Raw genomic sequence first — 24410 nt, 5'->3', positions numbered from 1 at the left:
TCAGTGACGTTTGGTAAGAATGCAAGCGTGAGCAGCGAGAACGGGCAGGGGGACCGCGGGGCCGACGGGGCGCCGCCGGAGCAGCTCGCGCTCATCCGCGAGAGCGTGCGCGAGGCGAAGGTGCCGCGGGCCAAGCCGCGGACCTGGCGGGGGGCCGAACTGGCCAAGGAGCTGCCCGTCGCGCGCGTGCTCGTCGACAAGGGCGTGCTCCATCTCGACCGGTACTTCGACTACGCCGTGCCCGAGGAGCTGGACGCCGAGGCGCAGCCCGGGGTCAGGGTGCGGGTGCGCTTCGGGGCCGGGCGGCACCGGGTGCGGGACGGCCGCCGCGAGGGCGGCGGGCTCGTGGACGGGTTCCTCATCGAGCGGCGGGCCGAGTCCGACTACGCGGGGCCGCTCGCCGCGCTGGCGCAGGTCGTGTCGCCCGAGCCGGTCCTGAACGAGGAACTGCTCCGGCTCGCGCGGGCCGTCGCCGACCGGTACGCGGGCAGTCTCGCCGACGTGCTCCAGCTCGCGGTGCCGCCGCGCAGCGCCCGGGCCGAGAAGCGCCCGTCGCCCGAACCACTGCCGCCGCCCCCGGCGCCCGCCGCGGGATCGTGGGCCCGCTACGAGCAGGGCGCCGGCTTCGTCGAGTCCCTGGCCTCGGGCGGGACGCCCCGCGCCGTGTGGAGCGCGCTGCCCGGACCGCAGTGGAGCGAGGAACTCGCCCGGGCCGTCGCCGCCACGCTCGCCTCGGGACGCGGCGCGCTGGTCGTCGTACCGGACGGCCGGGCCGCGGCCCGGGTCGACGCCGCGCTGACCGCTCTGATCGGCGAGGGACGGCACGCGCTGCTGACCGCCGACGCGGGACCCGAGAAGCGGTACGCGCAGTGGCTCGCCGTGCGACGAGGGTCCGTACGGGCCGTCGTCGGCACGCGGGCCGCCATGTTCGCGCCGGTACGGGACCTCGGGCTGGTCGCCATCTGGGACGACGGCGACGACAGTCACAGCGAGCAGCACGCACCGCAGCCGCACGCCCGGGACGTGCTGCTGCTGCGCGCCGCGCTGGACAAGTGCGGTTTCCTGCTGGGCGGTTGGAGCTGCACCGTCGAGGCCGCGCAGCTCGTGGAGAGCGGCTGGGCGCGGCCGCTGGTCGCCGGGCGCGAGCAGGTGCGACGGGCCGCGCCGCTCGTGCGGACCGTCGGCGACGCCGACCTCGCGCGGGACGAGGCGGCGCGGGCCGCCCGGCTGCCGACCCTCGCCTGGCAGGCGGTCCGCGAGGGGCTGAAGCACGGGCCGGTGCTGGTGCAGGTGCCCCGGCGCGGATACGTGCCGCGCATGGCCTGCGCGCAGTGCCGCGCGCCCGCCCGCTGCCGGCACTGCGCCGGGCCGCTCCAGGCGCGGGACGCGGGATCCCTGCGCTGCGACTGGTGCGGGCACGAGGAGAACTCCTGGCACTGTCCGGAGTGCGGCTCGTTCCGGCTGCGCGCCCAGGTGGTGGGCGCCCGGCGGACGGCCGAGGAACTGGGGCGCGCCTTCCCGGCCGTACCGGTGCGGACCTCCGGCCGCGAGCATGTGCTGGACACCGTGCCGGACGCCCCCGCCCTGGTCGTGAGCACACCGGGCGCCGAGCCCGTCGCCGAGGGCGGCTATGCGGCGGCCCTGCTGCTGGACGGCTGGGCGATGCTCGGCCGACCGGATCTGCGGGCCGGCGAGGACGCGCTGCGCCGCTGGATAGCCGCGTCCGCGCTGGTGCGGCCGCAGACGGAGGGCGGCACGGTGGTCGTCGTCGCCGAGCCGACCCTGCGGCCCGTGCAGGCGCTGGTGCGGTGGGACCCCGTCGGGCACGCGGTGCGCGAACTGGCCGAGCGCGCCGAGCTGGGATTTCCGCCGGTGTCCCGGATGGCGGCGGTGTCGGGCACCCCGCAGGCCGTGACGGAGTTCCTGCACGCCGTCGAACTGCCGCCGGACGCCGAGGTGTTGGGGCCCGTACCGATGCCGGTCACGATGGCCGGGCAGCCCCGGCGCCCCGGAGCGGCGCCGCCCGGGGAGCACTGGGAGCGGGCCCTGGTCCGCGTGCCGCCCGGAAGCGGGGCCGCGCTCACCTCCGCGCTGAAGGCGGCACAGGCCGCGCGGATGGCGCGGGGGAGCGCGGAGCCGGTACGGGTGCGGATCGACCCGGCGGACATCGGGTGAACGACGGCCCCGGCACCGGGGCTTGTCCGCAGCGCCGGCTTCCGCGCGTGGCTGACGGCTCCGCACCGTCCGTGTATGCGGCTGCCCTCCCGGGCGCGGGGTTTCCGGGAGGGCGGCGAGGGGTGGAGGTCGGTCAGCCGTTGCGCGGGCCGGCGGGGAAGGCCGTGGGGCGCACCCCTCATCGGGCGAACGGGGGCCCGGCACCGGGACTTGCCCGGCAGCCGGCTTCGGCGTACCGCTGACGGCTTCTCACCGTCCGTGTATGCGGCTGCCCTCCCGGGCGCGGGGTTTCCGGGAGGGCGGCGAGGGGTGGAGGTCGGTCAGCCGTTGCGCGGGCCGGGGAAGGCCGTGGGGCGTACCTCTTCGCGGAGCGTGGGGCTGCCCGCGGTCGGCTGCGTCGGCATGGAGCGGGCGGCGGGGACCGTCGGCATAGCCGGAAGACCGGTGTTGACGTTGATGGTGCGCGTGGCCGCCGCCTCCGTCGCGTGCTCGGGCTCGGCCGCCGCCTGGGTCGCCGCCGCGGCACGGCGTGCGCCGTAACGGCGGTGCACCGCCTGCTTGGTGACGCCGAGCGCGGAGCCCACCGCGTCCCACGAGAAGCCGAGCGAGCGGTCGAAGTCAACGGCGGCGGTGACCAGCGTCTCGACGCTGTCCCGGAGCTCCTGGGCGAGGCGGACCGTCGGAGCGGGGGCTCGTCCGTAGACGACGAAGCCCGTCGAGGGGCCGGAGCGGCGCGGGCGGTAGACGTTGCCCAACTGGGCGGTGAGCGTGCGCAATGCGTCCACCTGTCGACGGACCCGCTCGATGTCCCGCACCAGCAAGTGCAGGCTCGCCCGGGCCTGGGCGTCGTGGGTTGCGTGGTCGGCCATGAACAAGCCTCTCGAACCGGCGTTGAAAGGAATCGGGCCGCTGGGGCGGCCCGTGGTGTCAACTCTTTCTTGACCAACGCGTTTGCGCTCCGCTGGTCACGGTGTGGGGGCGTGTGGGCATATGCGTACGCCGGTTCCGCCGCCCGCACACCACCTGTTTCCAGATATCCGTGGGTGCCTGGCGGTGGTCATAGACTGGTGTGCTGCCGTGCCCCCTGTCCGAGAGGTTCCAACTCGCCCATGAAGCTTGTCTTCGCCGGTACCCCCGAGGTCGCCGTTCCCGCCCTGGACGCTCTCATCGACTCCGGTCGGCACGAGGTGGCCGCCGTCGTCACGCGGCCCGACGCACCGGCCGGGCGCGGGCGCAGGCTGGTCGCGTCTCCCGTGGCCGAGCGGGCGGCGGAGGCCGGCATCGAGGTGCTCAGGCCCGCCAAGCCGCGCGACCCGGAGTTCCTGGAGCGGCTGAAGGAGATCGCGCCCGACTGCTGCCCGGTCGTCGCCTACGGCGCGCTGCTGCCGCGCGTGGCCCTGGACATCCCGGCCCACGGCTGGGTCAACCTGCACTTCTCGCTGCTGCCCGCCTGGCGCGGCGCCGCGCCCGTGCAGCACTCGCTCATGGCGGGCGACGAGATCACCGGGGCCTCGACCTTCCTGATCGAGGAGGGGCTGGACTCCGGGCCCGTCTTCGGCACCGTCACCGAGGAGATCCGGCCCGCCGACACCAGCGGCGACCTGCTCACCCGGCTCGCGTTCGCCGGCGCCGGACTGCTCGCCGCGACCATGGACGGCATCGAGGACGGCACGCTGAAGGCCGTACCGCAGCCGACCGACGGCATCACCCTCGCGCCGAAGATCACCGTCGAGGACGCCCGGGTCGACTGGTCCGCCCCCGCCCTCCGGGTCGACCGCGTCGTCCGCGGCTGCACCCCGGCCCCCGGCGCCTGGACCACCTTCCGCGGCGAGCGGCTCAAGCTCATCCAGATCGTGCCCGCGCCGGAGCGGACGGACCTCGCCCCCGGCCGGATGGCCGTCGGCAAGAACAGCGTGCACGTGGGCACCGGTTCGTTCGCCGTCGAGCTGTTGTGGGTCCAGGCCCAGGGCAAGAAGCCGATGCGGGCGGCGGACTGGGCGCGCGGCGTCCGCATCGCCGCCGAGGAGACGCTCGGAGAGTGAACCCGGCGCCGACCACCGCTCGGGGACCCGCGTCCCCCTGCCGCGGTTCGGCGTGCGCGCCGGTGGTGCGGCTGTCGGCGTACGCGCTGGTGGTGTGCCGCCGTCGGCGACGTAGGCTGGGACCGCACCCTTCCCACACCCGGAGCACCTTTTCGTGAGCGAGCAGTCCCGGCGGCCCCGTAAGCCCGCCAAGCCCTACCGCCGTCCCCAGAAGGACCCCGTCCGCATGCTCGCCTTCGAGGCGCTGCGTGCCGTCGACGAGCGGGACGCCTACGCCAACCTCGTGCTGCCCCCGCTGCTGCGCAAGGCGCGCGAGAAGGAGGGACCCGAGAAGTTCGACGCCAGGGACGCCGCCCTCGCCACCGAGCTGGTGTACGGCACGCTGCGGCGGCAGGGGACGTACGACGCCGTCATCGCCGCCTGTGTCGACCGCCCGCTCCGCGAGGTCGACCCGCCGGTCCTCGACGTGCTGAGCCTCGGTGTGCACCAGCTGCTCGGGACGCGCATCCCGACGCACGCCGCCGTGTCCGCCTCCGTCGAGCTCGCGCGCGTCGTCCTCGGCGACGGACGGGCCAAGTTCGTCAACGCCGTGCTGCGCAAGGTCGCCCAGGACGACCTCGACGGCTGGCTGGAGAAGGTCGCGCCGCCGTACGCCGACGACCCCGAGGAGCACCTCGCCGTCGTGCACTCGCACCCCCGCTGGGTCGTCTCCGCGCTGTGGGACTCCCTCGGCGGCCCGCGCGCCGGGATCGAGGACCTGCTGGAGGCCGACAACGAGCGGCCCGAGGTCACCCTCGTCGCCCGGCCGGGCCGGGCCACCACCGAGGAGCTGCTCCGCGAGGAGGCCGCGGTGGAGGGGCGCTGGTCGCCGTACGCCGTCCGGCTCACCGAAGGCGGCGAACCGGGCCTCATCGAGGCCGTCCGCGAGGGCCGGGCCGGTGTGCAGGACGAGGGCAGCCAGCTGGTCGCCCTCGCGCTCGCGGCCGCCCCGATCGACGGGCCCGACGAGAAGTGGCTCGACGGCTGCGCCGGGCCGGGCGGCAAGGCGGCGCTGCTCGGCGCCCTCGCCGCCGAGCGCGGGGCCACGCTGCTCGCCTCCGAGAAGCAGCCGCACCGGGCCGGCCTGGTGGCCAAGGCCCTGGCCGGCAACCCGGGGCCGTACCAGGTCATCGCCGCCGACGGCACCCGGCCGCCGTGGCGTCCCGGCACCTTCGACCGCGTGCTGATGGACGTGCCGTGCACCGGACTCGGCGCCCTGCGCCGACGCCCCGAGGCGCGCTGGCGGCGGCGCCCGCAGGACCTGGAGAGCTTCGCGCCGCTCCAGCGCTCGCTGCTGCGCACCGCGCTCGACTCCGTGCGCGTCGGCGGCGTCGTCGGCTACGCCACCTGCTCGCCGCACCTCGCCGAGACCCGCGCGGTCGTCAGCGACGTGCTCAAGCAGTACCCGGACGCCGAACTGATCGACGCCCGTCCCCTCCTCCCGGGCGTACCCGCCCTGGGCGACGGCCCCGACGTACAGCTGTGGCCCCACATGCACGGGACGGACGCCATGTACCTGGCCCTGATCCGCAGAACGGGCTGAAACAGAGAGCCGGGGCAACCCACGTAAGGGGCGCGGGGAACGGCGCGACCAGCCCCCCCCGGCCCGCAGCTCACGCACAGCCCCAGCCCACCCCAGCCCTGCCGAGACTCCCCCCGGAGGGGCATGGCAGGCTTGGGGCATGGCCGCGCAGATCAACCCCAGCATCCTGTCAGCCGACTTCGCCCGTCTCGCGGACGACGCGAAGGCGGTCGAGGGAGCCGACTGGCTCCACGTCGACGTCATGGACAACCACTTCGTCCCTAACCTGACGCTCGGCGCGCCCGTCGTGGAGTCGCTGGCCCGGGCCACGGACATCCCGCTGGACTGCCACCTGATGATCGAGGACCCCGACCGCTGGGCTCCCCAGTACGTCGAGGCCGGGGCCTCCTCCGTGACCTTCCACGTCGAGGCGGCGCACGCCCCGATCCGGCTCGCGCGCGAGATCCGGGCCAAGGGCGCCCGCGCCTCCATGGCGCTGAAGCCGGCCACGGCCATCGAGCCGTACGAGGAGCTGCTCCCCGAGCTCGACATGCTGCTGATCATGACGGTTGAGCCGGGCTTCGGTGGGCAGTCGTTCCTCGACATCATGCTGCCGAAGATCCGCCGCACCCGTGAGCTGATCGACAAGCACGGCCTCCAGCTCTGGCTCCAGGTCGACGGAGGCGTGTCCGCGTCCACCATCGAGCGGTGCGCGGAGGCGGGAGCGGATGTCTTCGTGGCCGGTTCGGCGGTGTACGGGGCGCAGGATCCGTCCGAAGCGGTACGAACGCTGCGCGCTCAGGCGGAGGCGGCCATGGCTCAGTCCTCCTGGGCATGCGGCCACTGAGCCACAGGTACGTGAACGGCGCCCATCACGGCAGATCGAGTACGCCGGATCTGCAAGGATGAACGGCGAATCCAGAGTGTGAACAGCAGTGAGGAGATCGCCGTGTCGGGTATGTCGGCGGGCCGGTCAGCCATGCGGATGGGACCCGCCGAGCTGGTGCAGGCGGCGGCCATGGCCCGCCGCTTCTACCTCGAGGGCAAGTCCAAGATCCAGATCGCGGAGGAGTTCGGCGTCAGCCGCTTCAAGGTGGCCCGGGTGCTGGAGACGGCTCTCGAACGGGATCTCGTACGTATCGAGATCCGCGTCCCGGCCGAGCTGGACGCCGAGCGCTCCGACGCGCTGCGCGCCCGCTACGGCCTGAGGCACGCCGTCGTGGTCGAGTCCCCGGCCGAGGCGGAGGAGACCCCCGACCCCGAGAACCTCGGCGAGGTGGCCGCCGATCTGCTCGGCGAGCTGGTCAGCGAGGGCGATGTGCTCGGGCTGGCCTGGGGCCGGTCCACCATCCACATGGCCGCGGCCCTCGACCGGCTGCCGCCGTGCACGGTCGTGCAGCTGACGGGCGTGTACGACGCCGGGACCGCCGAACGCGGCTCCGTCGAGGCCGTGCGCCGCGCCGCCCAGGTGTCCGGCGGCGACGCGCACCCGATCTACGCGCCGATGCTGCTGCCGGACGCGGCCACCGCGGCCGCCCTGCGCAACCAGACCGGTCTCGCCCGGGCCTTCGAGTACTTCGACAAGGTCACGGTCGCCTGCGTGTCCATCGGTTCCTGGGAGCCGGGCATCTCGACGGTGCACGACATGCTCAGCGACGAGGAGCGGGCGCACTACGCCTCGCTCGGCGTCGCCGCGGAGATGTCCGCGCACCTCTTCGACGGCGAGGGCCGCCGGGTCGGGCGGGACCTGGGCGAGCGCTGCATCACGGTCAAGGCCGACCAGCTCCGCCGTATCCCCGAGGTCGTCGCCATCGCCGGCGGCCAGCGCAAGGCCGCCGCCATCGACGCGGTCCTGCGCTCCGGCCTGGTCACCAGCCTGGTGACCGACACATCGGCCGCGGACTACCTCCTCACAGCAGGCACGAAGCCCCGCCCGGCGCTGAGCCGGTCGGACCCGGACAGCTGAAGGTGGGCTGAGGGCTCGGGGCTGTCGCTGCGGGCCGGTGAGTGGGCGGCCTTGGGGGAGTCTCGGGTCTCGGGTTGATTGCGGGCCGGTCGAGGCGTCTCGGCCGGGGGCCCCGGCCACCGACGGCGGGGCGTCGTCGCGTCGACGCCGGGCCGGCCCCGGTCAGCCACTGAAGCTGGTTGACGGGCCGGGACTGCCGACGGGGCTCGGACGGTGACGAAGTCCCGGCCGTGGGGCCCAGACCTCGGGCGCGGGGATCCGGCGGGAGGACGAGCGACCATGACGGCAGCAGTCCCGTGGCACCGGGCGGCGGCGGGGATCGGGGTGGAACGTAGCTCCGTCGATCCACGCGAGGGCGAACTCGAAGAGACCGGTGTTCAGCGCCGGGGCGAGTCGTCGGCGAAGTCCGCTCCTCGATGCCGCAGCAGCGCGACGCCCCTGGGCTCGACCCCGGGGGCCGCGGGAGCGTCGACGACGGCGAACTCACCGCGCGCGGTGCGCAGGGAGTAGGCACGCGCGCCGGGGGGCGGGACGAAGGTCGAAGGCCGGCGACCACCGAGCCCGTCAGCCCCGTCCCCGCCCCGACCCGTACGGCGCCCGACAGCGCGCCGGGCCGGGGGCGGCGTGACAGCATCGGCAGCATGTTGTTCCGGTGGCGGGCCCGTGTGCTCGCCGGTCTGGTCCTGTGCTGTGGGGTGCTGGTCCTGCTGGCGGGGTGCTCCTCTACGGGTACGGCGACGACGTCGCCCAAGTCGGCGGCTGCCACGTCCGCCCCCTCCTGGGCCGGCGGAATGCAGACCGTCGCCGTGGCCCGGCTCCCGGCCGAGGCGCGGCACACGCTCGCCCTCATCGACCGCGGCGGGCCCTTCCCGTACGCCGCCGACGGTGCCGTGTTCGGGAACTTCGAGCGGCACCTGCCGCGGCATCCGCGCGGCTACTACCACGAGTACACGGTCAGAACCCCCGGTGAGTCCGACCGGGGAGCCCGGCGCCTCGTCACCGGGCAGGGCGGGGAGCTCTACTACACCGACGATCACTACAACTCGTTCAAGGCGGTGCTGAAATGACTCACGCAACCCTCGCCGAGGCCGTCCGTTCGGCCGGCTGGAAGGTCATCCCGCTCGACCTCGCCGGCGTGACGGACAAGGAAAGCTTCATGGACCGCGCCACGACCGCCCTCGACCTGCCAAAGGACTTCGGGCGCAACTGGGACGCGTTCGTCGACGCCTGCGGCGACATCGGCTGGGGACCGGCCACGGCGGGCCGGCTGATGGTCGTGATCGGCTGGCGCGACTTCGCCAAGGCGCAACCCCAGGAGTGGGAGAACGCCCAGCAGGCGCTGGAGTCGATGGCAGGGCGCCAGCAGGAGTACGACTCGACGCTGGCGGTCGTCCTCGCCATCGCGTGACCGAGCCTTCCGCGTGACCGAGCCTCCCGCGTGAGCGAACCGTCCGCGTGAGCGCGTACGGCCGCTCCCGCGAGGAGGCTCTCGGAGGATCCCACCAGCCCGCCGCCCTCCCGCCTGGAGGATTCGTCCCGGCATCGCACACCGGCCGCCATGGGACAATGAAGTACGTGCTTTTCCCCCTGGCGGACCTGCCCGGGGGTCACCTCTGATCGACTGGGATGTGCGGCACGTGCGTTTCCTCAATGACATCCAGCCCCCGTACGACCTGACGTACGACGACGTCTTCATGGTCCCGAGCCGCTCCGCGGTCGGATCGCGTCAGGATGTGGACCTCAGTTCCCCGGACGGCACGGGCACCACGATCCCGCTGGTGGTCGCGAACATGACCGCCATCGCGGGGCGGCGCATGGCCGAGACGGTCGCCCGGCGCGGCGGCCTCGTGGTGATCCCGCAGGACATCCCGATCGACGTCGTCACGGATGTCGTCACGTGGGTGAAGAGCCGTCACCTGGTGCTCGACACCCCGATCGTGCTCGCCCCGCACCAGACCGTCGCCGACGCGCTGTCCCTGCTGCCCAAGCGCGCCCACAACGCCGGTGTCGTCGTGGACGAGGACGGCCGCCCCGTCGGCGTCGTCACCGACCGGGACCTGACCGGCGTCGACCGCTTCACGCAGCTCGCCGAGGTCATGTCCCGCGACCTGCTCCTGCTGGACGCCGACATCGACCCCCGCGAGGCCTTCAACACCCTCGACGCGCACAACCGGCGCTACGCCCCCGCCGTCGACCAGGACGGCCGCCTCGCGGGCATCCTCACCCGCAAGGGCGCCCTGCGCGCCACGCTGTACACCCCGGCGACCGACGCGAACGGCAAGCTGCGCATCGCCGCCGCCGTCGGCATCAACGGCGACGTGGCCGGCAAGGCCAAGCAGCTGCTCGACGCGGGCGTCGACACACTCGTCATCGACACCGCCCACGGCCACCAGGAGTCGATGATCAGCGCGATCAGGACGGTGCGGGCGCTCGACCCGCAGATCCCGATCGTCGCGGGCAACATCGTCTCCGCCGAGGGCGTCAAGGACCTCGTCGACGCGGGCGCGGACATCATCAAGGTCGGTGTCGGACCGGGCGCGATGTGCACGACCCGGATGATGACCGGTGTCGGCCGGCCGCAGTTCTCCGCGGTCATGGAGTGCGCCGCCGAGGCGAGGAAGCACGGCAAGCACGTGTGGGCCGACGGCGGTGTGCGCCACCCGCGCGACGTCGCGATGGCGCTGGCCGCCGGTGCCTCCAACGTGATGGTCGGCTCCTGGTTCGCGGGCACGTACGAGTCGCCGGGCGACCTCCAGCACGACGCCGACGGACGCCCCTACAAGGAGTCCTTCGGCATGGCCTCCGCGCGCGCGGTGCGCAACCGCACCTCGGAGGAGTCGTCGTACGACCGTGCCCGCAAGGCGCTGTTCGAGGAGGGCATCTCGACCTCCCGCATGTTCCTCGACCAGATTCGCCCGGGCGTCGAGGACCTGATCGACTCGGTCATCGCGGGCGTCCGTTCCTCCTGCACCTACGCCGGTGCCGCCTCGCTGGAGGAGTTCGCCGAGAAGGCCATCGTGGGCATCCAGAGCGCGGCCGGCTACGCCGAGGGCCAGCCGCTGCACGCCAGCTGGAGCTGACGTCGTCGCAGTCCGGAGGGCGGTCGGGGCCGTGATCTACTTCTCCTGCGTATCCGGCCCTCGCCGCCCTCCGTGCCCGCCCAGACACGACCGATCCGAAGAAGTGAACCGCCAGCAGTGCTGAACGATCTCGACGAACGCATCGTGCACGCCCTCGCCGAGGACGCGCGTCGCTCCTACGCGGACATCGGGCAGGTCGTCGGGCTGTCCGCGCCCGCCGTGAAGCGGCGCGTGGACCGGCTGCGTGCCACCGGTGCCATCACCGGGTTCACCGTCCGGGTGGACCCGGCGGCCCTCGGCTGGGAGACCGAGGGCTTCATCGAGATCTACTGCCGGAGCAACACCTCGCCCGAGACCATCCAGCGGGGCCTGGAGCGCTACCAGGAGGTGGTGGCCGCGTCGACCGTCACCGGGGACGCGGACGCGGTCGTCCAGGTCTTCGCCTCCGACATGCGCCACTTCGAGCGGGTGCTGGAGCGGATCGCCGGGGAGCCGTTCGTCGAGCGGACCAAGTCGGTGCTGGTGCTCTCGCCACTGCTGCGCCGGTTCTCCTCGGGCGCACCGGGCTGACCGACGTCCCCCTAGTAGTGCTTCGTTACGTCGGGTGATCTCGTCTGGTGGTGGGCAGCCTTTCCGGTATGAGGTTGAGGGAAGTGGAACGGCTCCGGGGTGAGTTAGCGGAGTTCGTCGCCGATGTGTTCGGGTCGGTGCCGCGGCGGGATCAACGCCGCTGGGGCGAGTGTTATCTGCGGGGTCTGATGCTGGACGGCCGCCGGAAGTCGGTCCAGCCGATGGCGGAACGGCTGCCGGACGGGAACATGCAGGCCCTGCAGCAGTTCGTGAACCAATCGCCGTGGGAGTGGTCGCCGGTGCGGCGGCGGATCGCCGAGCGGCTGTGCAAGGTGATCGCTCCCGATGTGTGGGTGGTCGACGACGTGTCGTTTCCCAAGTGCGGCACCGCGTCGGTCGGGGTGGCCCGGCAGTACTGCGGAGCGTTGGGCAAGCGGGCCAACTGCCAGGTCGCGGTCAGTGTCCACGCGGCCACCGACACCGCCTCGTGCCCGCTGGAGTGGGAGTTGTTCCTGCCCGAGGAATGGGCGGGGGACCAGCTGCGGCGCCGACGGGCCGGGGTGCCCGACGAGGTCGAGCACGCGTCCAAGACACGTCTGGCACTCGGCCTGCTGGACCGGCTCGCCGGCCAGGGGCTGGTGGTGCCGGTGATCGTGGCGGACGCAGGCTATGGCCGCAGCGTCTCCTTCCGGCTCGCGCTGGAGGAACGCGGCTGGTCCTACGTGATGGCGGTGGATCCCAAGGAGATCGCTCGGCCTGCGACGGCTGAGCCGTCTCAGCCTGCCTATGGCGGGCTGGGGCCGCCCACCCTGCCCCGTTACCGCGGGCCTGCCCGGCCCCTGCCCGACCTCATCGACGCCGGTACCCGCTTCGAGGAGGTCACATGGCGGCAGGGCAGCAAAGGCGCGATGACCTCGCGTTTCGCCATGCTGAAAGTGCGGCCGTCGGGAAAGGAAGCCACCCGCACCGCGCAGGAACAGGCTGGCGGACGCAGCCGCTGGGACGGAGTGCTGCCGCTGCGGACCCTGCTTGTCGAGCAGCCCGAAGACGCGTCGGAGCCGACCGGCTACTGGATGAGCAACCTGCCCGCCAGCACCCCGATCGCCGACCTGGTGCGGTGGGCGAAGATGCGCTGGCGGATCGAGCACGACTACCGCGAACTCAAGCATGGCCTGGGCCTGGACCACTTCGAGGGCCGCACCTGGCGCGGCTGGCACCACCACGTCACCCTCGTCACCGCAGCCCAGGCCTTCCTCACCCTCAGGCGGCTCGACCCAAAAGCCCAGACGCCGGCCTGACCCTCTACCAGGTCCTCGACACACTCCAGGACCTGCTGAAGTGCTGGACCGGCACCTGCACCACCTGCGGCCGAACCCTGCCAAGAAACAGCCGCAGAGACAGAAGCAGAACCTAACGAAGCACTACTAGGGCCTGTCGTTTGGATCATCCCGGCGTCGCGGGGCCTGGCACGCACATCTGCCGCGTTGTCGTCGGTTGCCAACTCCCCCACGCTCGGCTCCGCTCGCGCGGGGGGACCCCCATCGCGTTGACGCCCTCCTCCGCCTTGCAGCTGCACGCACCAGACCCCGCTCGGGGTCGGTCGAGAAGTACCGCACCTCACAGCCGGCCTGATCCAAACGACAGACCCTAGTCCTACTCCGCCGTCTTGCGCGCCAGCGCGTTGTTCCCGATCGAGTTGTGCACGCTGAAGCTCACGGCGTCCGAGCGGTAGCGGTCGTCCGACCACTCCACCGGGCGCCCTTCGCGTGTCGTGGTCACTCTGCGGACCCGCAGCAGGGGGCTCGTACGGCGGACGCCCAGCAGGCCGGCGTCCTGGGCGCCCGCAGCGACCGCGTCGATGACGTGCTCGCCGTAGGCGAAGACCAGGCCGGTGTCCTCGTAGAGCCGCTGCGTGACGGAGGGGCACTCGGGCTCGATCGCCTCGACCGCCGAGGCGATCCAGCCGGCGTACACGGTCCGCTCCAGGAGCACCGGTTCGCCGTCCAGGCCGCGCACGCGCAGCACGTGCAACACCGGTGCCCCGGCGTCGAGTTGGAGGCGTACGGAATCCTCCTTCGTCGCCGGGCGGCGCTCCTGCTCCACCACGTGTCCGGTCGCCTCGCGGCCCATCGCCCGGGCCCACTGGGCGAAGCTGCGCAGCTCCGCGAAGCTCTGGCTGCGGCGGCTGGCCAGGACCACGCGGCGGGCCCCCTGGCGTGAGCCGATGAGCCCCTCGGCGTCGAGGGCCGCGACGGCCTGGCGCACGGTGCCGCGTGAGACGCCGTACCGCGCGGCGAGTTCGGCCTCGGAGGGCAGCCGGCTGCCGACTGTGTACTCCTCGCCGTCTATCGCGCGTCGCAGCGCGTCGGCGATCTCCTCGTGTCGCGCCGTCATGCTTCCCCTCTGACCAGGTCACTGTCCACAGCATCAGCAGCCTAATCGACGTTTCCGGGCGCCCCGTGTCCGTGTGGCGGCCATCCTGACCGTGCAGGAAAACAGGGGTCCGGGTTTCACCGGTGTTCATGAAGAGGACACCCTCGGCGTGCGTACTGGGGTCAACTTGTTCAGACAAGTTCTGCACGCTTCTCGTGCCACCCCACCCTCGTGCGTACTCCTGGAGAGACCGTGACCGTGTCCCTGTCGAGAACCGCCGTCCTCGGCGGCTCCCTCGCCGTCGTCGCCGTGCTCGCCCTGAGCGCCTGTGGCGCGGCCCCCGGCAACACGTCGACCGCCGCCGCCGGCGGCAAGGCCGCCACCGCCGCCTCCGCCGCCGACTTCGGCGGCATGGACGCCCTCGTGAAGGCGGCCAAGAAGGAGGGCACGCTGCATGCCATCGCGCTGCCCCGCGACTGGGCCAACTACGGCGCTCTCATCGACGGCTTCCAGAAGAAGTACGGCATCAAGGTCCAGGTCGAGAGCCCCGACGGCTCCAGCCAGGACGAGATCAACGCCGTGACCTCCCGCAAGGGCCAGGACCGGCTGCCGGACGTCCTCGACCTCGGCAGCTCCTTCGCGCTCAGCGCCGCCCAGCAGGGCCTGCTCGCGCCGTACAAGGTCGCCTCGTACGACGAGATCCCGGCCGCGCAGAAGGACGCGCAGGCCCGCTGGTACAACGACTACGGCGGCTACATCTCCCTCGGCTGCGACGCCGAGAAGGTCAAGGAGTGCCCGAAGACCTTCCACGACCTCCTCAAGCCGCAGTACAAGGGCCAGGTCGCGCTCAACGGCAACCCGACCAAGGCCGGTGCGGCCTTCGCCGGCGTGTACGCGGCCGCGCTCGCCAACGGCGGCTCGTTCGACGACGTCCAGCCCGGCCTCGACTTCTTCGCCAAGCTGAAGAAGAGCGGCAACTACACGCCCGTCGAGGCGACCCCGGCCACCGTCGAGAAGGGCGAGACGCCCATCACCGTCGACTGGGACTACGTCAACGCCGGTTACGCCGAGGAGTTCAGGTCCAAGGGCCTCGACTGGAAGGTCAGCGTGCCGGGCGACGGCACGTACGCGAACTTCTACTCCCAGGCCATCACCAAGGGCGCCCCGCACCCGGCGGCCGCCCGGCTGTGGCAGGAGTACCTCTACAGCGCCGAGGGCCAGAACCTGTGGCTGAAGGGGTCCGCCCGTCCGGTCCTGATGCCCGCCATGGAGAAGGACGGCAGCCTCGACAAGACGGCCGCCGCCAAGCTCCCGAAGGTCTCCGGCGCGCCCTCCTTCCCGACCGAGGCCCAGCAGAACAAGGCCAAGACGGTCGTCACGCAGGGCTGGGCGAAGGCCGTCTCCGGATGACGGCCGCTCTCCCGCGCGCGGACGTGGCGCCGGCCGCTTCGGCGAAGCGCCGGCGCCGCGCCCCCGGCTGGCCGGCCGTCGTGCCGCTGCTCGTGTTCACCGCGGTCGCCTTCGGCGTGCCCGCGCTGGCCGTGATCGACGGCGCCTTCACGGTCAAGGACCAGGTCAGTGGGGCCACTTCGTACACCGCGCAGAATCTGACCGCCTCGCTGCAGAGGCCGTACCTCACCGCCCTGATGGGCAGCGTCAAGCTGTCCGCGATCTCCGCCGCCCTCGCGGCCGTGCTCGGGCTGCCGCTCGCGCAGGCCGTCGTCAGCTCCCGCTCGCGGGCGCTGCGCGAGGCCGTGCTCACCGCCTCCGGTGTCCTCGCCAACTTCGGCGGTGTCCCGCTGGCCTTCGCCTTCGTCGCGACGCTGGGCAACGCCGGTGTGCTGACGCGGCACTTCGGGCTCGCGGAGAAGGGCTGGGACCTGTACAGCTTCTGGGGCCTGGTGATCGTCTACCTGTACTTCCTGATCCCGCTGATGGTCCTCACCATCACCCCGGCCCTCGACGGCCTGCGCGGGCCGTGGCGCGAGGCCGCCCGGAACAACGGCGCCACAGGTGTGCAGTACTGGCGGCACGTGGCCCTGCCCGTGCTCGCGCCGTCCCTGCTCGGCGGCCTGGTCCTGCTGTTCGGCAGCGCCTTCGCCGCCTACGCCACGGCCGCCGCCATGGTGGGCAGCGCGGTCCCGCTGGTCACCCTGCAGATCGCCGACGCCCTGTCCGGCAACGTGCTGGTCGGCCAGGAGAACGTGGCGCTCGCCCTCAGCCTCGACATGGTCCTGGTCGCGGGCCTGGTCATGGCCGTGTACCTGCCCCTGCAACGACGGAGCGCCCGATGGCTGGACGCCTGACCCCCTGGCGGTGGGCCGTACTCGGCCTGGCCGCGCTGTACTTCCTCGTGCCGCTGGCCGCGTCCGTGGTCTTCACCCTGGACGCGCCCGGGCCGGGCGTCAGCTTCGACGCCTACACCCGGATCCTCTCGGCCGACGGCTTCCTGCCCAGCCTGCTGCTCTCGCTGGAGCTGGCCGCCGCCACCATCGGCGGCGTGCTGCTGCTGACGGTGCCCGCCGTGGTCGCGCTGCGGCTCGGCGCGCCCCGGCTGCGGCCGGTGGTGGAGGTGGTGTGCTCGCTGCCGCTGGTCGTGCCGCCCATCGCGTTCGTCGCCGGGATCGTCACCGTCCTGAAGTGGGGCCCGGACTATCTGTCCGCCACGCCGCTGTTCCAGACGTTCGTGGCCCTGCAGAACCCCGCCTTCCCGATCGTGCTCGTCCTCGCGTACGTCGTGATGGCGCTGCCCTTCGTGTACCGGGCGCTGGACTCGGGGCTGTGCTCGATCGACGTACGTACGCTCGTCGAGGCCGCCCGCAGCTGCGGCGCCTCCTGGCCGCAGGCCCTGCTGCGGGCCGTCCTGCCCAACCTGCGCGGGGCGCTGCTGAACGCGTCCTTCCTCACGCTGGCGCTGGTGCTCGGCGAGTTCACCGTCGCCCAACTGCTGGGCTTCCAGCCGTTCGCCGTGTGGATCGCCGATGTCGGCGGCGCCGAGGCCCAGATGTCCGTCGCCGTGTCCGTGCTCAGCCTGCTCGTCACCTGGGCCCTGCTCCTCACGCTCGCCGGTGCCGGTGGGCGTACCCGTATCGATTCGTCCCGGGGATGAACCACCATGACCGCCACCACGCTTGAGAAGGCTCTCGCGGAAAAGGCCGCGAAGGCCGCCGCCACCGTCGAATTCCGGGGACTGCGCCGGGAGTTCGGCTTCACCGTCGCCCTCGACGGGCTCGACCTGACCGTCCGCCCGGGGGAGTTCCTGGCACTGCTCGGCCCGTCCGGCTGCGGCAAGACCACCGCCCTGCGCATGCTCGCCGGCTTCGAACACCCCGACGAGGGCGCCGTGTTGGTGGACGGCGAGGACGTCACCCAGGTCCCCGCCCACCGCCGTGACGCCGGGATGGTCTTCCAGTCGTACAGCCTCTTCCCGCACCTGAGCGCCGTCGACAACGTCGCGTTCGGGCTCCGTATGCGCAAGGTGCGTACGGCCGAACGGCACGCCCGCGCCGCCGAGTTGCTGGAGCTGGTCGGCCTGGGCGACAAGGGGGAGCGCTACCCGCACCAGCTCTCCGGCGGCCAGCAGCAGCGCATTGCGCTGGCACGCGCGCTCGCCCTGCGCCCGCGCGTGCTGCTGCTCGACGAGCCGCTGTCGGCGCTGGACGCCAAGGTGCGCACCAGCCTGCGCGAGGAGATCCGCCGGCTCCAGCAGGAGCTCGGCATCACCACCCTGTTCGTCACGCACGACCAGGAGGAGGCGCTGTCGATCGCCGACCGGGTCGCCGTGATGCGCGCCGGACGGCTCGAACAGTGCGCCGAACCAGCCGAGTTGTACGGCCGTCCCGCCACGCCCTTCGTCGCCGAGTTCGTCGGCACGATGAGCCGGATTCCCGGTCGGCTCGGTGAGGGCGTCGTCGAGGTGCTCGGGCAGCGGCTGCCGGCCGACGGGGAAGTCCCGGCCGGTGGTGAGGTCGACGTGCTGGTGCGGCCCGAGGCCGTCCAGGTGCGGGCCGACGAGCAGGGCACCGCCCGGGTCGTCGCCACGGCCTTCCTGGGCGCCGTCGTACGGGTCACCGTCAAGCTCGCCGACGGCACCGAGGCCAAGGCCGACCTGCCCGCGCACGAGGCCGCCGGGCTCGGCGCCGGAGCCGCCGTGAACGTGTCACTGCCCGAGCGGCCCGTGCTGGTGGCGGAACGTGCCGGGAAGTGACCGCGTCATGAGGAAAGGAACCGATGTGACCCCGAACCCCCGACTGCCGCTCCAGGCCGTCCTGTTCGACATGGACGGCACGCTCGTCGACACCGAGCGCCTGTGGTGGGAGGCGGTGGAGCAGGTGGCCGGACGTCCGCTGACCGAGGCCGACCAGCCCGAGGTGCTGGGCCGCGCCGTCGAGGACACCGCCGCGTGGCTCGGCGCGGCCGACGGCACACCGGTCGCGGACGTCGCGGCCACCCTGCACCGGGAGTTCGCGGACCGCGTCCGCACCGGCATCGTGCCCCGGCCCGGCGCCCTCGCCCTGCTGGACGCGCTGGCCGGCGCCGGTGTCCCCACCGCCCTGGTCACCGCGTCCCCGCGCCCGGTCGCCGACCTCGTGCTCGACGCCCTCGGCGCGAGCCGGTTCGCGGCGTCCGTCACCGCGGACGACACCGACCGCACCAAGCCGGCGCCCGATCCCTACCTCGCCGCCTGCCGCGCCCTCGGTGTCGAACCGGCCGCGTGCGTGGCGGTCGAGGACACCGAGACGGGTGTGGCCTCCGCCGAGGCGGCCGGGTGCGCCGTACTGGCCGTGCCCTCGCTCGCGCCGATCGAGGGGGCACCCGGACGGACGGTCCGCGACGCCCTGGTCGGGGTCACGCTGGACGAGCTGAGCGCCATGGTGGAGCCCCGACCGCGCCTGCGGGTCATGTCCTGGAACCTGTGGCTCGGCGGGAGCAAGATCGACGACCATCGTGCGAAGCAGCTCAAGGTCATCCTGGACAGCGGCGCGGACGTCGTCGGCCTTCAGGAGACGGGCGGCACCTCCGCCCAGGAGCTGGCCGAGGCCCTCGGCTGGCACCATCACCGGGCCGGAGTGAACCTCGGCGTCCTCAGCCGCCACCCCATCACCGCGCGCTTCGGCGACCCGGACGTCGGCTTCTACGGCGCCGCCGGGGTCCGTATCGAGGTCGCCCCCGGCCGCGAGATCGACGTCTGGACGGCCCACCTGCACTACACGCCGTACGGGCCGTACGAGGCCGTCTTCGACGGGCTCACGGCGGACGAGCTGATCGGCCACGAGGAGGTGCGTCTCGCGCAGGTGCGGGACACCCTGCGCCGGATCGACGAGGCCGGCGGCGCCGCGGTGCCGGCCGTTCCCGTCGTGCTCGTCGGGGACTTCAACTGCCCCTCCCACCTCGACTGGCCAGACGTCGAGTGGCCGGTGACGAAGGCGGCCGAGGAGGCGGGTCTGCGCGACTCCTACCGCGAGATCCACCCGGATCCGGCGGCCTCTCCCGGTCACACCTGGTCGCCGATCCATCCGGTGTGCGAGGACGGCAGCGGGCGTCCCGAGCCGCAGGACCGGATCGACTACGTCCTGCACCGCGGTCTGACCGCGCTCGGCTCCCGCACGCTCGTCACGGGCACCCCGCGCCCCTGGCCCGAGGCCGCGGGCAACGACTGGCCCTCGGACCACGCGGCCGTGGTCACCGACTTCGCGCTGTGAGAGCCGGATCGCAGCGCTGCGGATACCCAGGGATACCAAGGGTAACCATTGCGATCGAACTGACGATCCCGTAGTTTGTGCGGCACTCTCGGAACTACTGACTGGTAATCGGGCGGGTACCCCATGCGCTGGCCTGTCGGCCGTCCCACCACCGTCCGCACCCGCATCGTGGCGCTCGCGCTCGCTCCGGCCGTCGCCCTCATGGCGCTGTGGAGCTTCGCCATGGTGTCCGTCACCGGCGAACTGCGCGCGCTGATCCGGCTCCAGGGGGTGTACGAGGACTTCGGCACCCCCGTCGACACGGCCATCGGCCAGATCCAGATCGAGCGCCGGCTGTCCGCCGCGTACCTCGGCGGGCACCTCGACACGGACGCCGCCGGTGAGCTGCTGGCACAGCAACGCCGTACCGATCGTGCCGTGAACGCCATGCGCGACGCGATCCGGGACGGGAACCGTGACCGGCTGAGCGATCGGCAGCGGCAGGTGCTCGACACCGTGCTGGAAGCGACCGGGCACCTGGAGCGGCTGCGGGAGCGGGTGCTGTCCCGCGACATCTCCTGGGACCGGGCCGTCAGCGAGTACAGCGCGCTCGTCGAGCCCGGCTTCGACGTCCAGTCCGCGCTGACCGCGCTCCAGGCCGGGCAACTGGCCCGGGAGGCGCAGATCGTCGTCGAGCTGGTGCGGGTACGGGAGTTCGTCTCCCGCGAGGACGCCCTGGTCGCCGGCGCGCGCGCCGCGGGCACGCTGACCGACCGGCAGTACGACACCCTGACGGCGACCATCGAGGACCGGCGCGTCTTCGAGCGGACGTACGTCCCCGACCTGCCGGCCGACTCGCGGTCGCTGTTCGAGGAGTTCCAGCGCGGGAGCCTGCACCGGTCGCTGGTGCGCGGCGAGGACGCGCTGCTGCGGGCGGGCGCGGACGGCGCCGGCGAGGCGGTCGCGGCGGACACCTGGCGGACCACCACCGACCGAGCCGTCGTCCACTACATGCGGATGTGCACCCGGTCGGCGGAGAACTCGGCCGCGCGCGGACGGGCCTTCGCCTACCGGGAGTTGACCAAGGCGGCGGTCGTCGGCGTGGCCGGGCTCGCGGCGGTCGGCCTGTCGCTGTGGTCCGCGGTGCGCGGCGCCCGGCGCATCTCGCGCCGCCTGGAGGCGCTCCGGGACGCGGCGGACGTCCTCTCCACCCGCCAACTCCCCGACGTCATGGTGCGGTTGAGTCTCGGCGAGGGCGTGGACGCGACGGCCGAGGCGCCGCCGCTGCCCGCCGACGAGGTCCGGTCCGACGAGATCGGCCAGGTGGCCATGTCCTTCAACACCGCGCGGCTCGCCGCGGTCGAGGCCGCGGTGAAGCAGGCCACGCTGCGACGGGGCCTGTTCGCGGTGCTGCTCAACATCGCGCGCCGCAGCCAGGCCCTGGTCCACCGCCAGTTGAAGCTCGTCGACACGCTGGAACGGCGCACCGACGACCCCGACATCCTCCAGGACCTGTTCCGCATCGACCACCTCACCACCCGGATGCGGCGCCACGCGGAGAGCCTCATCATCCTCTCCGGCGCGGCGCCCGGCCGCCGTTGGCGGCGTCCGGTGCCCGTCGCGAACGTCGTGTCCTCGGCGGTGAGCGAGATCGAGGACTACGCGCGCGTCGAGATCCCGCCGATGCCCGAGGTCGGCATCGCGGCCGACGCGGTCGCCGACGTCGTCCATCTGATCGCCGAACTCCTGGAGAACGCCACGGCGTTCTCGCCGCCCCACACGCAGGTCACCCTGCGCACCGGTCCGGTGTCCGGCGGCTTCGTCCTGGAGATCGACGACCGCGGCCTCGGCCTCGACACCGACCAGCTCGACGACGCCCACCGCGCCCTGTCCGGCCCGGACGACTTCGACCCGACCCGCCATGACCGCCTCGGCCTGTACGTCGTGGGACGCCTCGCCGCCCGGCACGGCATCCAGGTCACGCTGCGGGAGTCCCCGTACGGCGGCACGACGGCCGTGGTGCTGCTGCCGCCGTCGGTCCTGGCCGACGCCGACCCGGCCCCCGCACCGACTCCCGAGCCCCAGCCGGCCCACGCGGGCGCGCTGCCCGTGCGGCGGGAGGCATCGTCGGGGGAGAGGGGTGCCGGCCCGGGTGGTGGCGGCGCCACGGCAGCCGGCCCGGCAGCGGGCGTTCCTCGGCAGGGCCCTGCCGAGGAACGTGCCGGCTCGCGCGAGAGCGCCGGTTCGGGTGCTCGGGTGTCGGAGGCCGGGTCTCCTGGGTTCGGTTCGGGTGCTCGGGTGCCGCAGCCTGGATCCTCCGCGCTCGGCCCAGGTGCTCGGGCGTCGGAGTCCGGGTCTCCTGGGTTCGGTTCGGGTGCTCGGGTGCCGCAGCCTGGATCCTCCGCGCTCGGCCCAGGTGCTCGGGTGTCGGAGGCCGGGTCTCCTGGGTTCGGTTCGGGTGCTCGGGTGCCGCAGCCTGGATCCTCCGCGCTCGGCCCAGGTGCTCGGGCGTCGGAGTCCGGGTCTCCTGGGTTCGGTTCGGGTGCTCGGGTGCCGCAGCCTGGATCCTCCGCGCTCGGCCCAGGTGCTCGGGTGTCGGAGGCCGGGTCTCCTGGGTTCGGTTCGGGTGCTCGGGTGCCGCAGCCTGGATCCTCCGCGCTCGGCCCAGGTGCTCGGGCGTCGGAGTCCGGGTCTCCTGGGTTCGGCGTGGGCGCTCGGGTGCCGGAGGCCGGGGCCCCTGCGTTCGGCCCAGGCGCTCGGGTGTCGGAGTCCGGGTCTCCTGGGTTCGGCGTGGGCGCTCGGGTGCCGGAGGCCGGATCCTCCGTGCTCGGCTCGGGCGCTCGGGCGTCGGAGACCGGGCCCCGCGCGCTCGGTCCGGTCGAGGCCGGTGCCGTACCGCCCGCCCTTCCCACCCGCGTCCGGCAGGCGTCGCTCGCCGCCGAACTGCGCGACGAACCGCCCGCACCCGACGCCGTCCCGCAGCGTGAGGTCGACGCCGACGAGATGCGGGCGATCTTCGGGGCCTTCCAGCGGGGACTGGACCGCGGGCGCAAGGGCCTGCCCGGCGCGGACGACGACACCGCCACCGGATCCCAGGGGCGCACCGACACCGACGAAGGGACGTATACCGACGATGCTCGGTGAACAGCACGGCTCTGAGCGCCCGACCGCGGCCACCGGAGCACCCGGCACGGACCTCGGCTGGCTGCTGGACGACCTGGTGGCGCGGACCGACCATGTCCGCCAGGCGGTCCTCCTCACCGCGGACGGCCTTCCGCTGAGCTGCTCCGAGGGCATGCGCAGACGCGACATCGAGCACCTGGCCGCCGTCTGCTCCGGCTTCCACAGCCTGGCCGCGTCGGCGGGGGACCGGTTCGCCGCCGGAGAGGTCCGGCAGACGATGGTGATGCTCGACGACGCCTACCTCTTCATCACCCCGGCCGGGCACGGCAGCCGACTGGCCGTGCTCAGTGAGGCGCGGACGGACGTCGGCCAGCTCGCCCACGAGATGGCGCTGCTCGTGCGCCGCCTCGGCCGCCACCTGGACGCCGCCGCCCGGTCGGCCCCCTGATCCCCAGGTGCGTGGTGAGCGAGGACCACTGGTACGAGGACGAGACCGGGTCGATGGTGCGCCCGTACACCGTCACCCGGGGCCGCACCCAACCCTCGGACCGGCATGTGATCGACCTCATGTCGCACATCACCGCCCTCGTCGCGCAGGCCGGGCAGCCGCGCGTCGAGCACGGCCACGCCGTGCTGCTCGACCTGGTACGGCGCGGCCCGCGGCCCGTCGTCGAGCTGGCCGCCGACGCCGATCTCCCGCTGACCGTCGTCCGCGTGCTGCTCGGCGACCTCGTCGAGGCCGGGCTGGTGCGCATCGAGGCACCCCGCCGGCCGCCGCTGGACGGCCCCGCCGCGGACCCCGAACTGCTGCGGGAGATCATCGCGCGGTTGCGCGAGCTGTAGCGGCACAGCGCGGCCGCCCTGCAGTGGGGCACGCAACGAATCGCCACCCCGCCCGTTTCGCACGCAACGTTTCGTCCACCTGCGCGCAACGGCTGCTTCTTGTCCCGCGGAGTCCGCCGACCGTAGCGTCTATCCGACCCCCAGACCCCTCCGTCACCGGTGAGGACGACGCATGCGCACGGCCCTGCTCCAGAGTTCCGGCACCCCCGGTTCCACCGCCGAGAACCTGAAGGTCCTCGAGGCGGCCGCGGTCCGTGCCGCCGCGGCGGACGCCGCGCTGCTCGCCGCTCCGGAGATGTTCCTCACCGGCTACGCGATCGGCGACGGCATCGCCCGCCTCGCCGAGCCCGCCGACGGTGACGCCGCGGACGCCGTCGCCGACATCGCCCGCCGGCACGGCCTGGCCATCGCCTACGGCTACCCCGAGCGCGCCGGTGACGCGGTCCACAACTCGGCCCAGCTGATCTCCGCCGACGGCGCCCGTCTGGCCAACTACCGCAAGACCCACCTCTTCGGCTGCTTCGAGCGCGACCACTTCACCCCGGGCGACCAGCCGGTCGTCCAGGCCGAGGTGAACGGCCTCACCGTCGGCCTGATGATCTGCTATGACGTCGAGTTCCCGGAGAACGTCCGCGCCCACGCCCTCGCCGGCACCGACCTGCTGCTCGTGCCGACGGCGCAGATGCACCCCTTCCAGTTCGTCGCCGAGTCCGTCGTCCCGGTGCGGGCCTTCGAGAACCAGATGTACGTCGCGTACGTCAACCGGGTCGGCGCCGAGGGCGAGTTCGAGTTCGTCGGGCTGTCCACGCTGGCCGGTCCCGACGGCATCGCCCGCACCCGCGCCGGCCGCACCGAGCAGCTCGTCCTGGCCGACGTCGACGCCGCCTTCCTCGCCGCGTCCCGCGAGGGCAACCCGTACCTGAAGGACCGCCGCCCCGGTCTGTACGGCTCCCTCATCTGAACCACCCCACAGCCTCCCCGAGTTCAACCCCGCGC

General features: G+C 73.1%; 21 protein-coding genes and 1 pseudogene. 19 read left to right on the top strand and 3 right to left on the bottom strand.

Annotated elements, in window-relative coordinates; translation table 11 throughout:
* Nucleotides 1-27 precede the first annotated feature (27 nt).
* On the top strand, nt 28-2175 hold the full coding sequence (locus QFZ74_RS05050; RefSeq protein ID WP_307619570.1) for a primosomal protein N': 2148 nt from the start codon (nt 28-30) through the stop codon (nt 2173-2175).
* Between the two features lie 320 nt (nt 2176-2495).
* Here QFZ74_RS05050 and QFZ74_RS05045 read toward each other — a convergent pair whose 3' ends face one another.
* Nucleotides 2496-3044, bottom strand: coding sequence for a hypothetical protein (locus tag QFZ74_RS05045; protein WP_307619569.1), 549 nt, complete (start codon nt 3042-3044; stop codon nt 2496-2498).
* Nucleotides 3045-3284: 240 nt separating this feature from the next.
* On the opposite strand from QFZ74_RS05045, the gene fmt reads away from it, so the two are divergent.
* The 4 genes from fmt to QFZ74_RS05025 all read left to right on the top strand — a co-directional run bounded on the left by fmt (nt 3285) and on the right by QFZ74_RS05025 (nt 7744).
* Complete coding sequence (gene fmt, locus QFZ74_RS05040; RefSeq protein WP_307619568.1) at nt 3285-4217, top strand: methionyl-tRNA formyltransferase; 933 nt, start codon at nt 3285-3287, stop codon at nt 4215-4217.
* Between the two features lie 154 nt (nt 4218-4371).
* The gene (locus QFZ74_RS05035; protein WP_307619567.1) at nt 4372-5799 is read left to right on the top strand and encodes an RsmB/NOP family class I SAM-dependent RNA methyltransferase; all 1428 of its coding nucleotides are present in this window, start codon (nt 4372-4374) and stop codon (nt 5797-5799) included.
* Nucleotides 5800-5938: 139 nt separating this feature from the next.
* On the top strand, nt 5939-6625 hold the full coding sequence (rpe, locus tag QFZ74_RS05030; protein WP_307619566.1) for a ribulose-phosphate 3-epimerase: 687 nt from the start codon (nt 5939-5941) through the stop codon (nt 6623-6625).
* 78 nt (nt 6626-6703) lie between these two features.
* Complete coding sequence (locus QFZ74_RS05025) at nt 6704-7744, top strand: sugar-binding transcriptional regulator (protein ID WP_307619565.1); 1041 nt, start codon at nt 6704-6706, stop codon at nt 7742-7744.
* A 422-nt stretch (nt 7745-8166) separates the two neighbouring features.
* On the opposite strand, the pseudogene QFZ74_RS05020 reads toward QFZ74_RS05025, so the two are convergent.
* Nucleotides 8167-8292: pseudogene (locus tag QFZ74_RS05020) on the bottom strand (alpha/beta hydrolase); the annotation flags it as partial.
* 93 nt (nt 8293-8385) lie between these two features.
* On the opposite strand from QFZ74_RS05020, the gene QFZ74_RS05015 reads away from it, so the two are divergent.
* From QFZ74_RS05015 to QFZ74_RS04995, 5 genes are all read left to right on the top strand, one after another.
* A complete protein-coding gene (locus QFZ74_RS05015; protein ID WP_307619564.1) occupies nt 8386-8811 on the top strand; it encodes a ribonuclease domain-containing protein in 426 nt (141 codons plus the stop codon).
* Nucleotides 8808-9152, top strand: a complete 345-nt coding sequence (locus QFZ74_RS05010) for a barstar family protein (RefSeq protein WP_307619563.1) — start codon at nt 8808-8810, stop codon at nt 9150-9152. Before QFZ74_RS05015 ends, QFZ74_RS05010 begins: the two co-directional genes overlap by 4 nt.
* Before the next feature lie 229 nt (nt 9153-9381).
* Nucleotides 9382-10824, top strand: coding sequence for a GuaB1 family IMP dehydrogenase-related protein (locus QFZ74_RS05005; protein WP_307619562.1), 1443 nt, complete (start codon nt 9382-9384; stop codon nt 10822-10824).
* A gap of 117 nt (nt 10825-10941) precedes the next feature.
* Complete coding sequence (locus QFZ74_RS05000) at nt 10942-11394, top strand: Lrp/AsnC family transcriptional regulator (RefSeq protein ID WP_307619561.1); 453 nt, start codon at nt 10942-10944, stop codon at nt 11392-11394.
* A 68-nt stretch (nt 11395-11462) separates the two neighbouring features.
* Entirely contained in the window at nt 11463-12692 is a 1230-nt protein-coding gene (locus tag QFZ74_RS04995) for an IS701 family transposase (protein ID WP_307619560.1), read from the top strand.
* A gap of 355 nt (nt 12693-13047) precedes the next feature.
* Here QFZ74_RS04995 and QFZ74_RS04990 read toward each other — a convergent pair whose 3' ends face one another.
* On the bottom strand, nt 13048-13788 hold the full coding sequence (locus QFZ74_RS04990) for a GntR family transcriptional regulator (protein ID WP_307619559.1): 741 nt from the start codon (nt 13786-13788) through the stop codon (nt 13048-13050).
* A 231-nt stretch (nt 13789-14019) separates the two neighbouring features.
* Here QFZ74_RS04990 and QFZ74_RS04985 point away from each other — a divergent pair, with 231 nt between their 5' ends.
* The 9 genes from QFZ74_RS04985 to QFZ74_RS04945 all read left to right on the top strand — a co-directional run bounded on the left by QFZ74_RS04985 (nt 14020) and on the right by QFZ74_RS04945 (nt 24375).
* Nucleotides 14020-15177 carry an ABC transporter substrate-binding protein gene (locus QFZ74_RS04985; protein WP_307619558.1) on the top strand — a complete coding sequence of 386 codons (1158 nt, stop codon included), beginning with the start codon at nt 14020-14022 and terminating at the stop codon, nt 15175-15177.
* Complete coding sequence (locus tag QFZ74_RS04980) at nt 15174-16073, top strand: ABC transporter permease subunit (RefSeq protein WP_307619557.1); 900 nt, start codon at nt 15174-15176, stop codon at nt 16071-16073. Before QFZ74_RS04985 ends, QFZ74_RS04980 begins: the two co-directional genes overlap by 4 nt.
* The gene (locus QFZ74_RS04975; protein ID WP_307619556.1) at nt 16058-16876 is read left to right on the top strand and encodes an ABC transporter permease; all 819 of its coding nucleotides are present in this window, start codon (nt 16058-16060) and stop codon (nt 16874-16876) included. The genes QFZ74_RS04980 and QFZ74_RS04975 overlap by 16 nt, the downstream gene beginning before the upstream one ends.
* A gap of 6 nt (nt 16877-16882) precedes the next feature.
* A complete protein-coding gene (locus QFZ74_RS04970) occupies nt 16883-17974 on the top strand; it encodes an ABC transporter ATP-binding protein (RefSeq protein WP_307619555.1) in 1092 nt (363 codons plus the stop codon).
* A 7-nt stretch (nt 17975-17981) separates the two neighbouring features.
* The gene (locus QFZ74_RS04965; protein WP_307619554.1) at nt 17982-19469 is read left to right on the top strand and encodes an HAD-IA family hydrolase; all 1488 of its coding nucleotides are present in this window, start codon (nt 17982-17984) and stop codon (nt 19467-19469) included.
* 123 nt (nt 19470-19592) lie between these two features.
* Nucleotides 19593-22592 (top strand): sensor histidine kinase, encoded by a 3000-nt coding sequence (locus tag QFZ74_RS04960; protein WP_307619553.1) that lies wholly within the window; start codon nt 19593-19595, stop codon nt 22590-22592.
* Nucleotides 22582-23019 (top strand): roadblock/LC7 domain-containing protein, encoded by a 438-nt coding sequence (locus QFZ74_RS04955; RefSeq protein ID WP_307619552.1) that lies wholly within the window; start codon nt 22582-22584, stop codon nt 23017-23019. Before QFZ74_RS04960 ends, QFZ74_RS04955 begins: the two co-directional genes overlap by 11 nt.
* 14 nt (nt 23020-23033) lie before the next feature.
* Nucleotides 23034-23414 (top strand): DUF742 domain-containing protein, encoded by a 381-nt coding sequence (locus QFZ74_RS04950; RefSeq protein WP_307619551.1) that lies wholly within the window; start codon nt 23034-23036, stop codon nt 23412-23414.
* 172 nt (nt 23415-23586) lie between these two features.
* On the top strand, nt 23587-24375 hold the full coding sequence (locus tag QFZ74_RS04945) for a carbon-nitrogen hydrolase family protein (RefSeq protein WP_307619550.1): 789 nt from the start codon (nt 23587-23589) through the stop codon (nt 24373-24375).
* Nucleotides 24376-24410 lie beyond the last annotated feature (35 nt).

Origin of the sequence: Streptomyces sp. V3I7 (assembly GCF_030817495.1) — a bacterium.
Lineage (GTDB): Bacteria > Actinomycetota > Actinomycetes > Streptomycetales > Streptomycetaceae > Streptomyces.
Note: the sequence above shows the minus strand (reverse complement) of the source record. Positions and strands in the feature narration are given on the sequence as shown.

Bases quoted from the DNA above. Each gene is read 5' to 3' on its own strand.
- QFZ74_RS05045 (WP_307619569.1), bottom strand. From the start codon at position 3,044: ATGGCCGACCACGCAACCCACGACGCCCAGGCCCGGGCGAGCCTGCAC.
- fmt (WP_307619568.1), top strand. From the start codon at position 3,285: ATGAAGCTTGTCTTCGCCGGTACCCCCGAGGTCGCCGTTCCCGCCCTG.
- rpe (WP_307619566.1), top strand. From the start codon at position 5,939: ATGGCCGCGCAGATCAACCCCAGCATCCTGTCAGCCGACTTCGCCCGT.
- QFZ74_RS05015 (WP_307619564.1), top strand. From the start codon at position 8,386: ATGTTGTTCCGGTGGCGGGCCCGTGTGCTCGCCGGTCTGGTCCTGTGC.
- QFZ74_RS05010 (WP_307619563.1), top strand. From the start codon at position 8,808: ATGACTCACGCAACCCTCGCCGAGGCCGTCCGTTCGGCCGGCTGGAAG.
- QFZ74_RS04995 (WP_307619560.1), top strand. From the start codon at position 11,463: ATGAGGTTGAGGGAAGTGGAACGGCTCCGGGGTGAGTTAGCGGAGTTC.
- QFZ74_RS04990 (WP_307619559.1), bottom strand. From the start codon at position 13,788: ATGACGGCGCGACACGAGGAGATCGCCGACGCGCTGCGACGCGCGATA.
- QFZ74_RS04980 (WP_307619557.1), top strand. From the start codon at position 15,174: ATGACGGCCGCTCTCCCGCGCGCGGACGTGGCGCCGGCCGCTTCGGCG.
- QFZ74_RS04975 (WP_307619556.1), top strand. From the start codon at position 16,058: ATGGCTGGACGCCTGACCCCCTGGCGGTGGGCCGTACTCGGCCTGGCC.
- QFZ74_RS04970 (WP_307619555.1), top strand. From the start codon at position 16,883: ATGACCGCCACCACGCTTGAGAAGGCTCTCGCGGAAAAGGCCGCGAAG.
- QFZ74_RS04965 (WP_307619554.1), top strand. From the start codon at position 17,982: ATGAGGAAAGGAACCGATGTGACCCCGAACCCCCGACTGCCGCTCCAG.
- QFZ74_RS04960 (WP_307619553.1), top strand. From the start codon at position 19,593: ATGCGCTGGCCTGTCGGCCGTCCCACCACCGTCCGCACCCGCATCGTG.
- QFZ74_RS04955 (WP_307619552.1), top strand. From the start codon at position 22,582: ATGCTCGGTGAACAGCACGGCTCTGAGCGCCCGACCGCGGCCACCGGA.
- QFZ74_RS04945 (WP_307619550.1), top strand. From the start codon at position 23,587: ATGCGCACGGCCCTGCTCCAGAGTTCCGGCACCCCCGGTTCCACCGCC.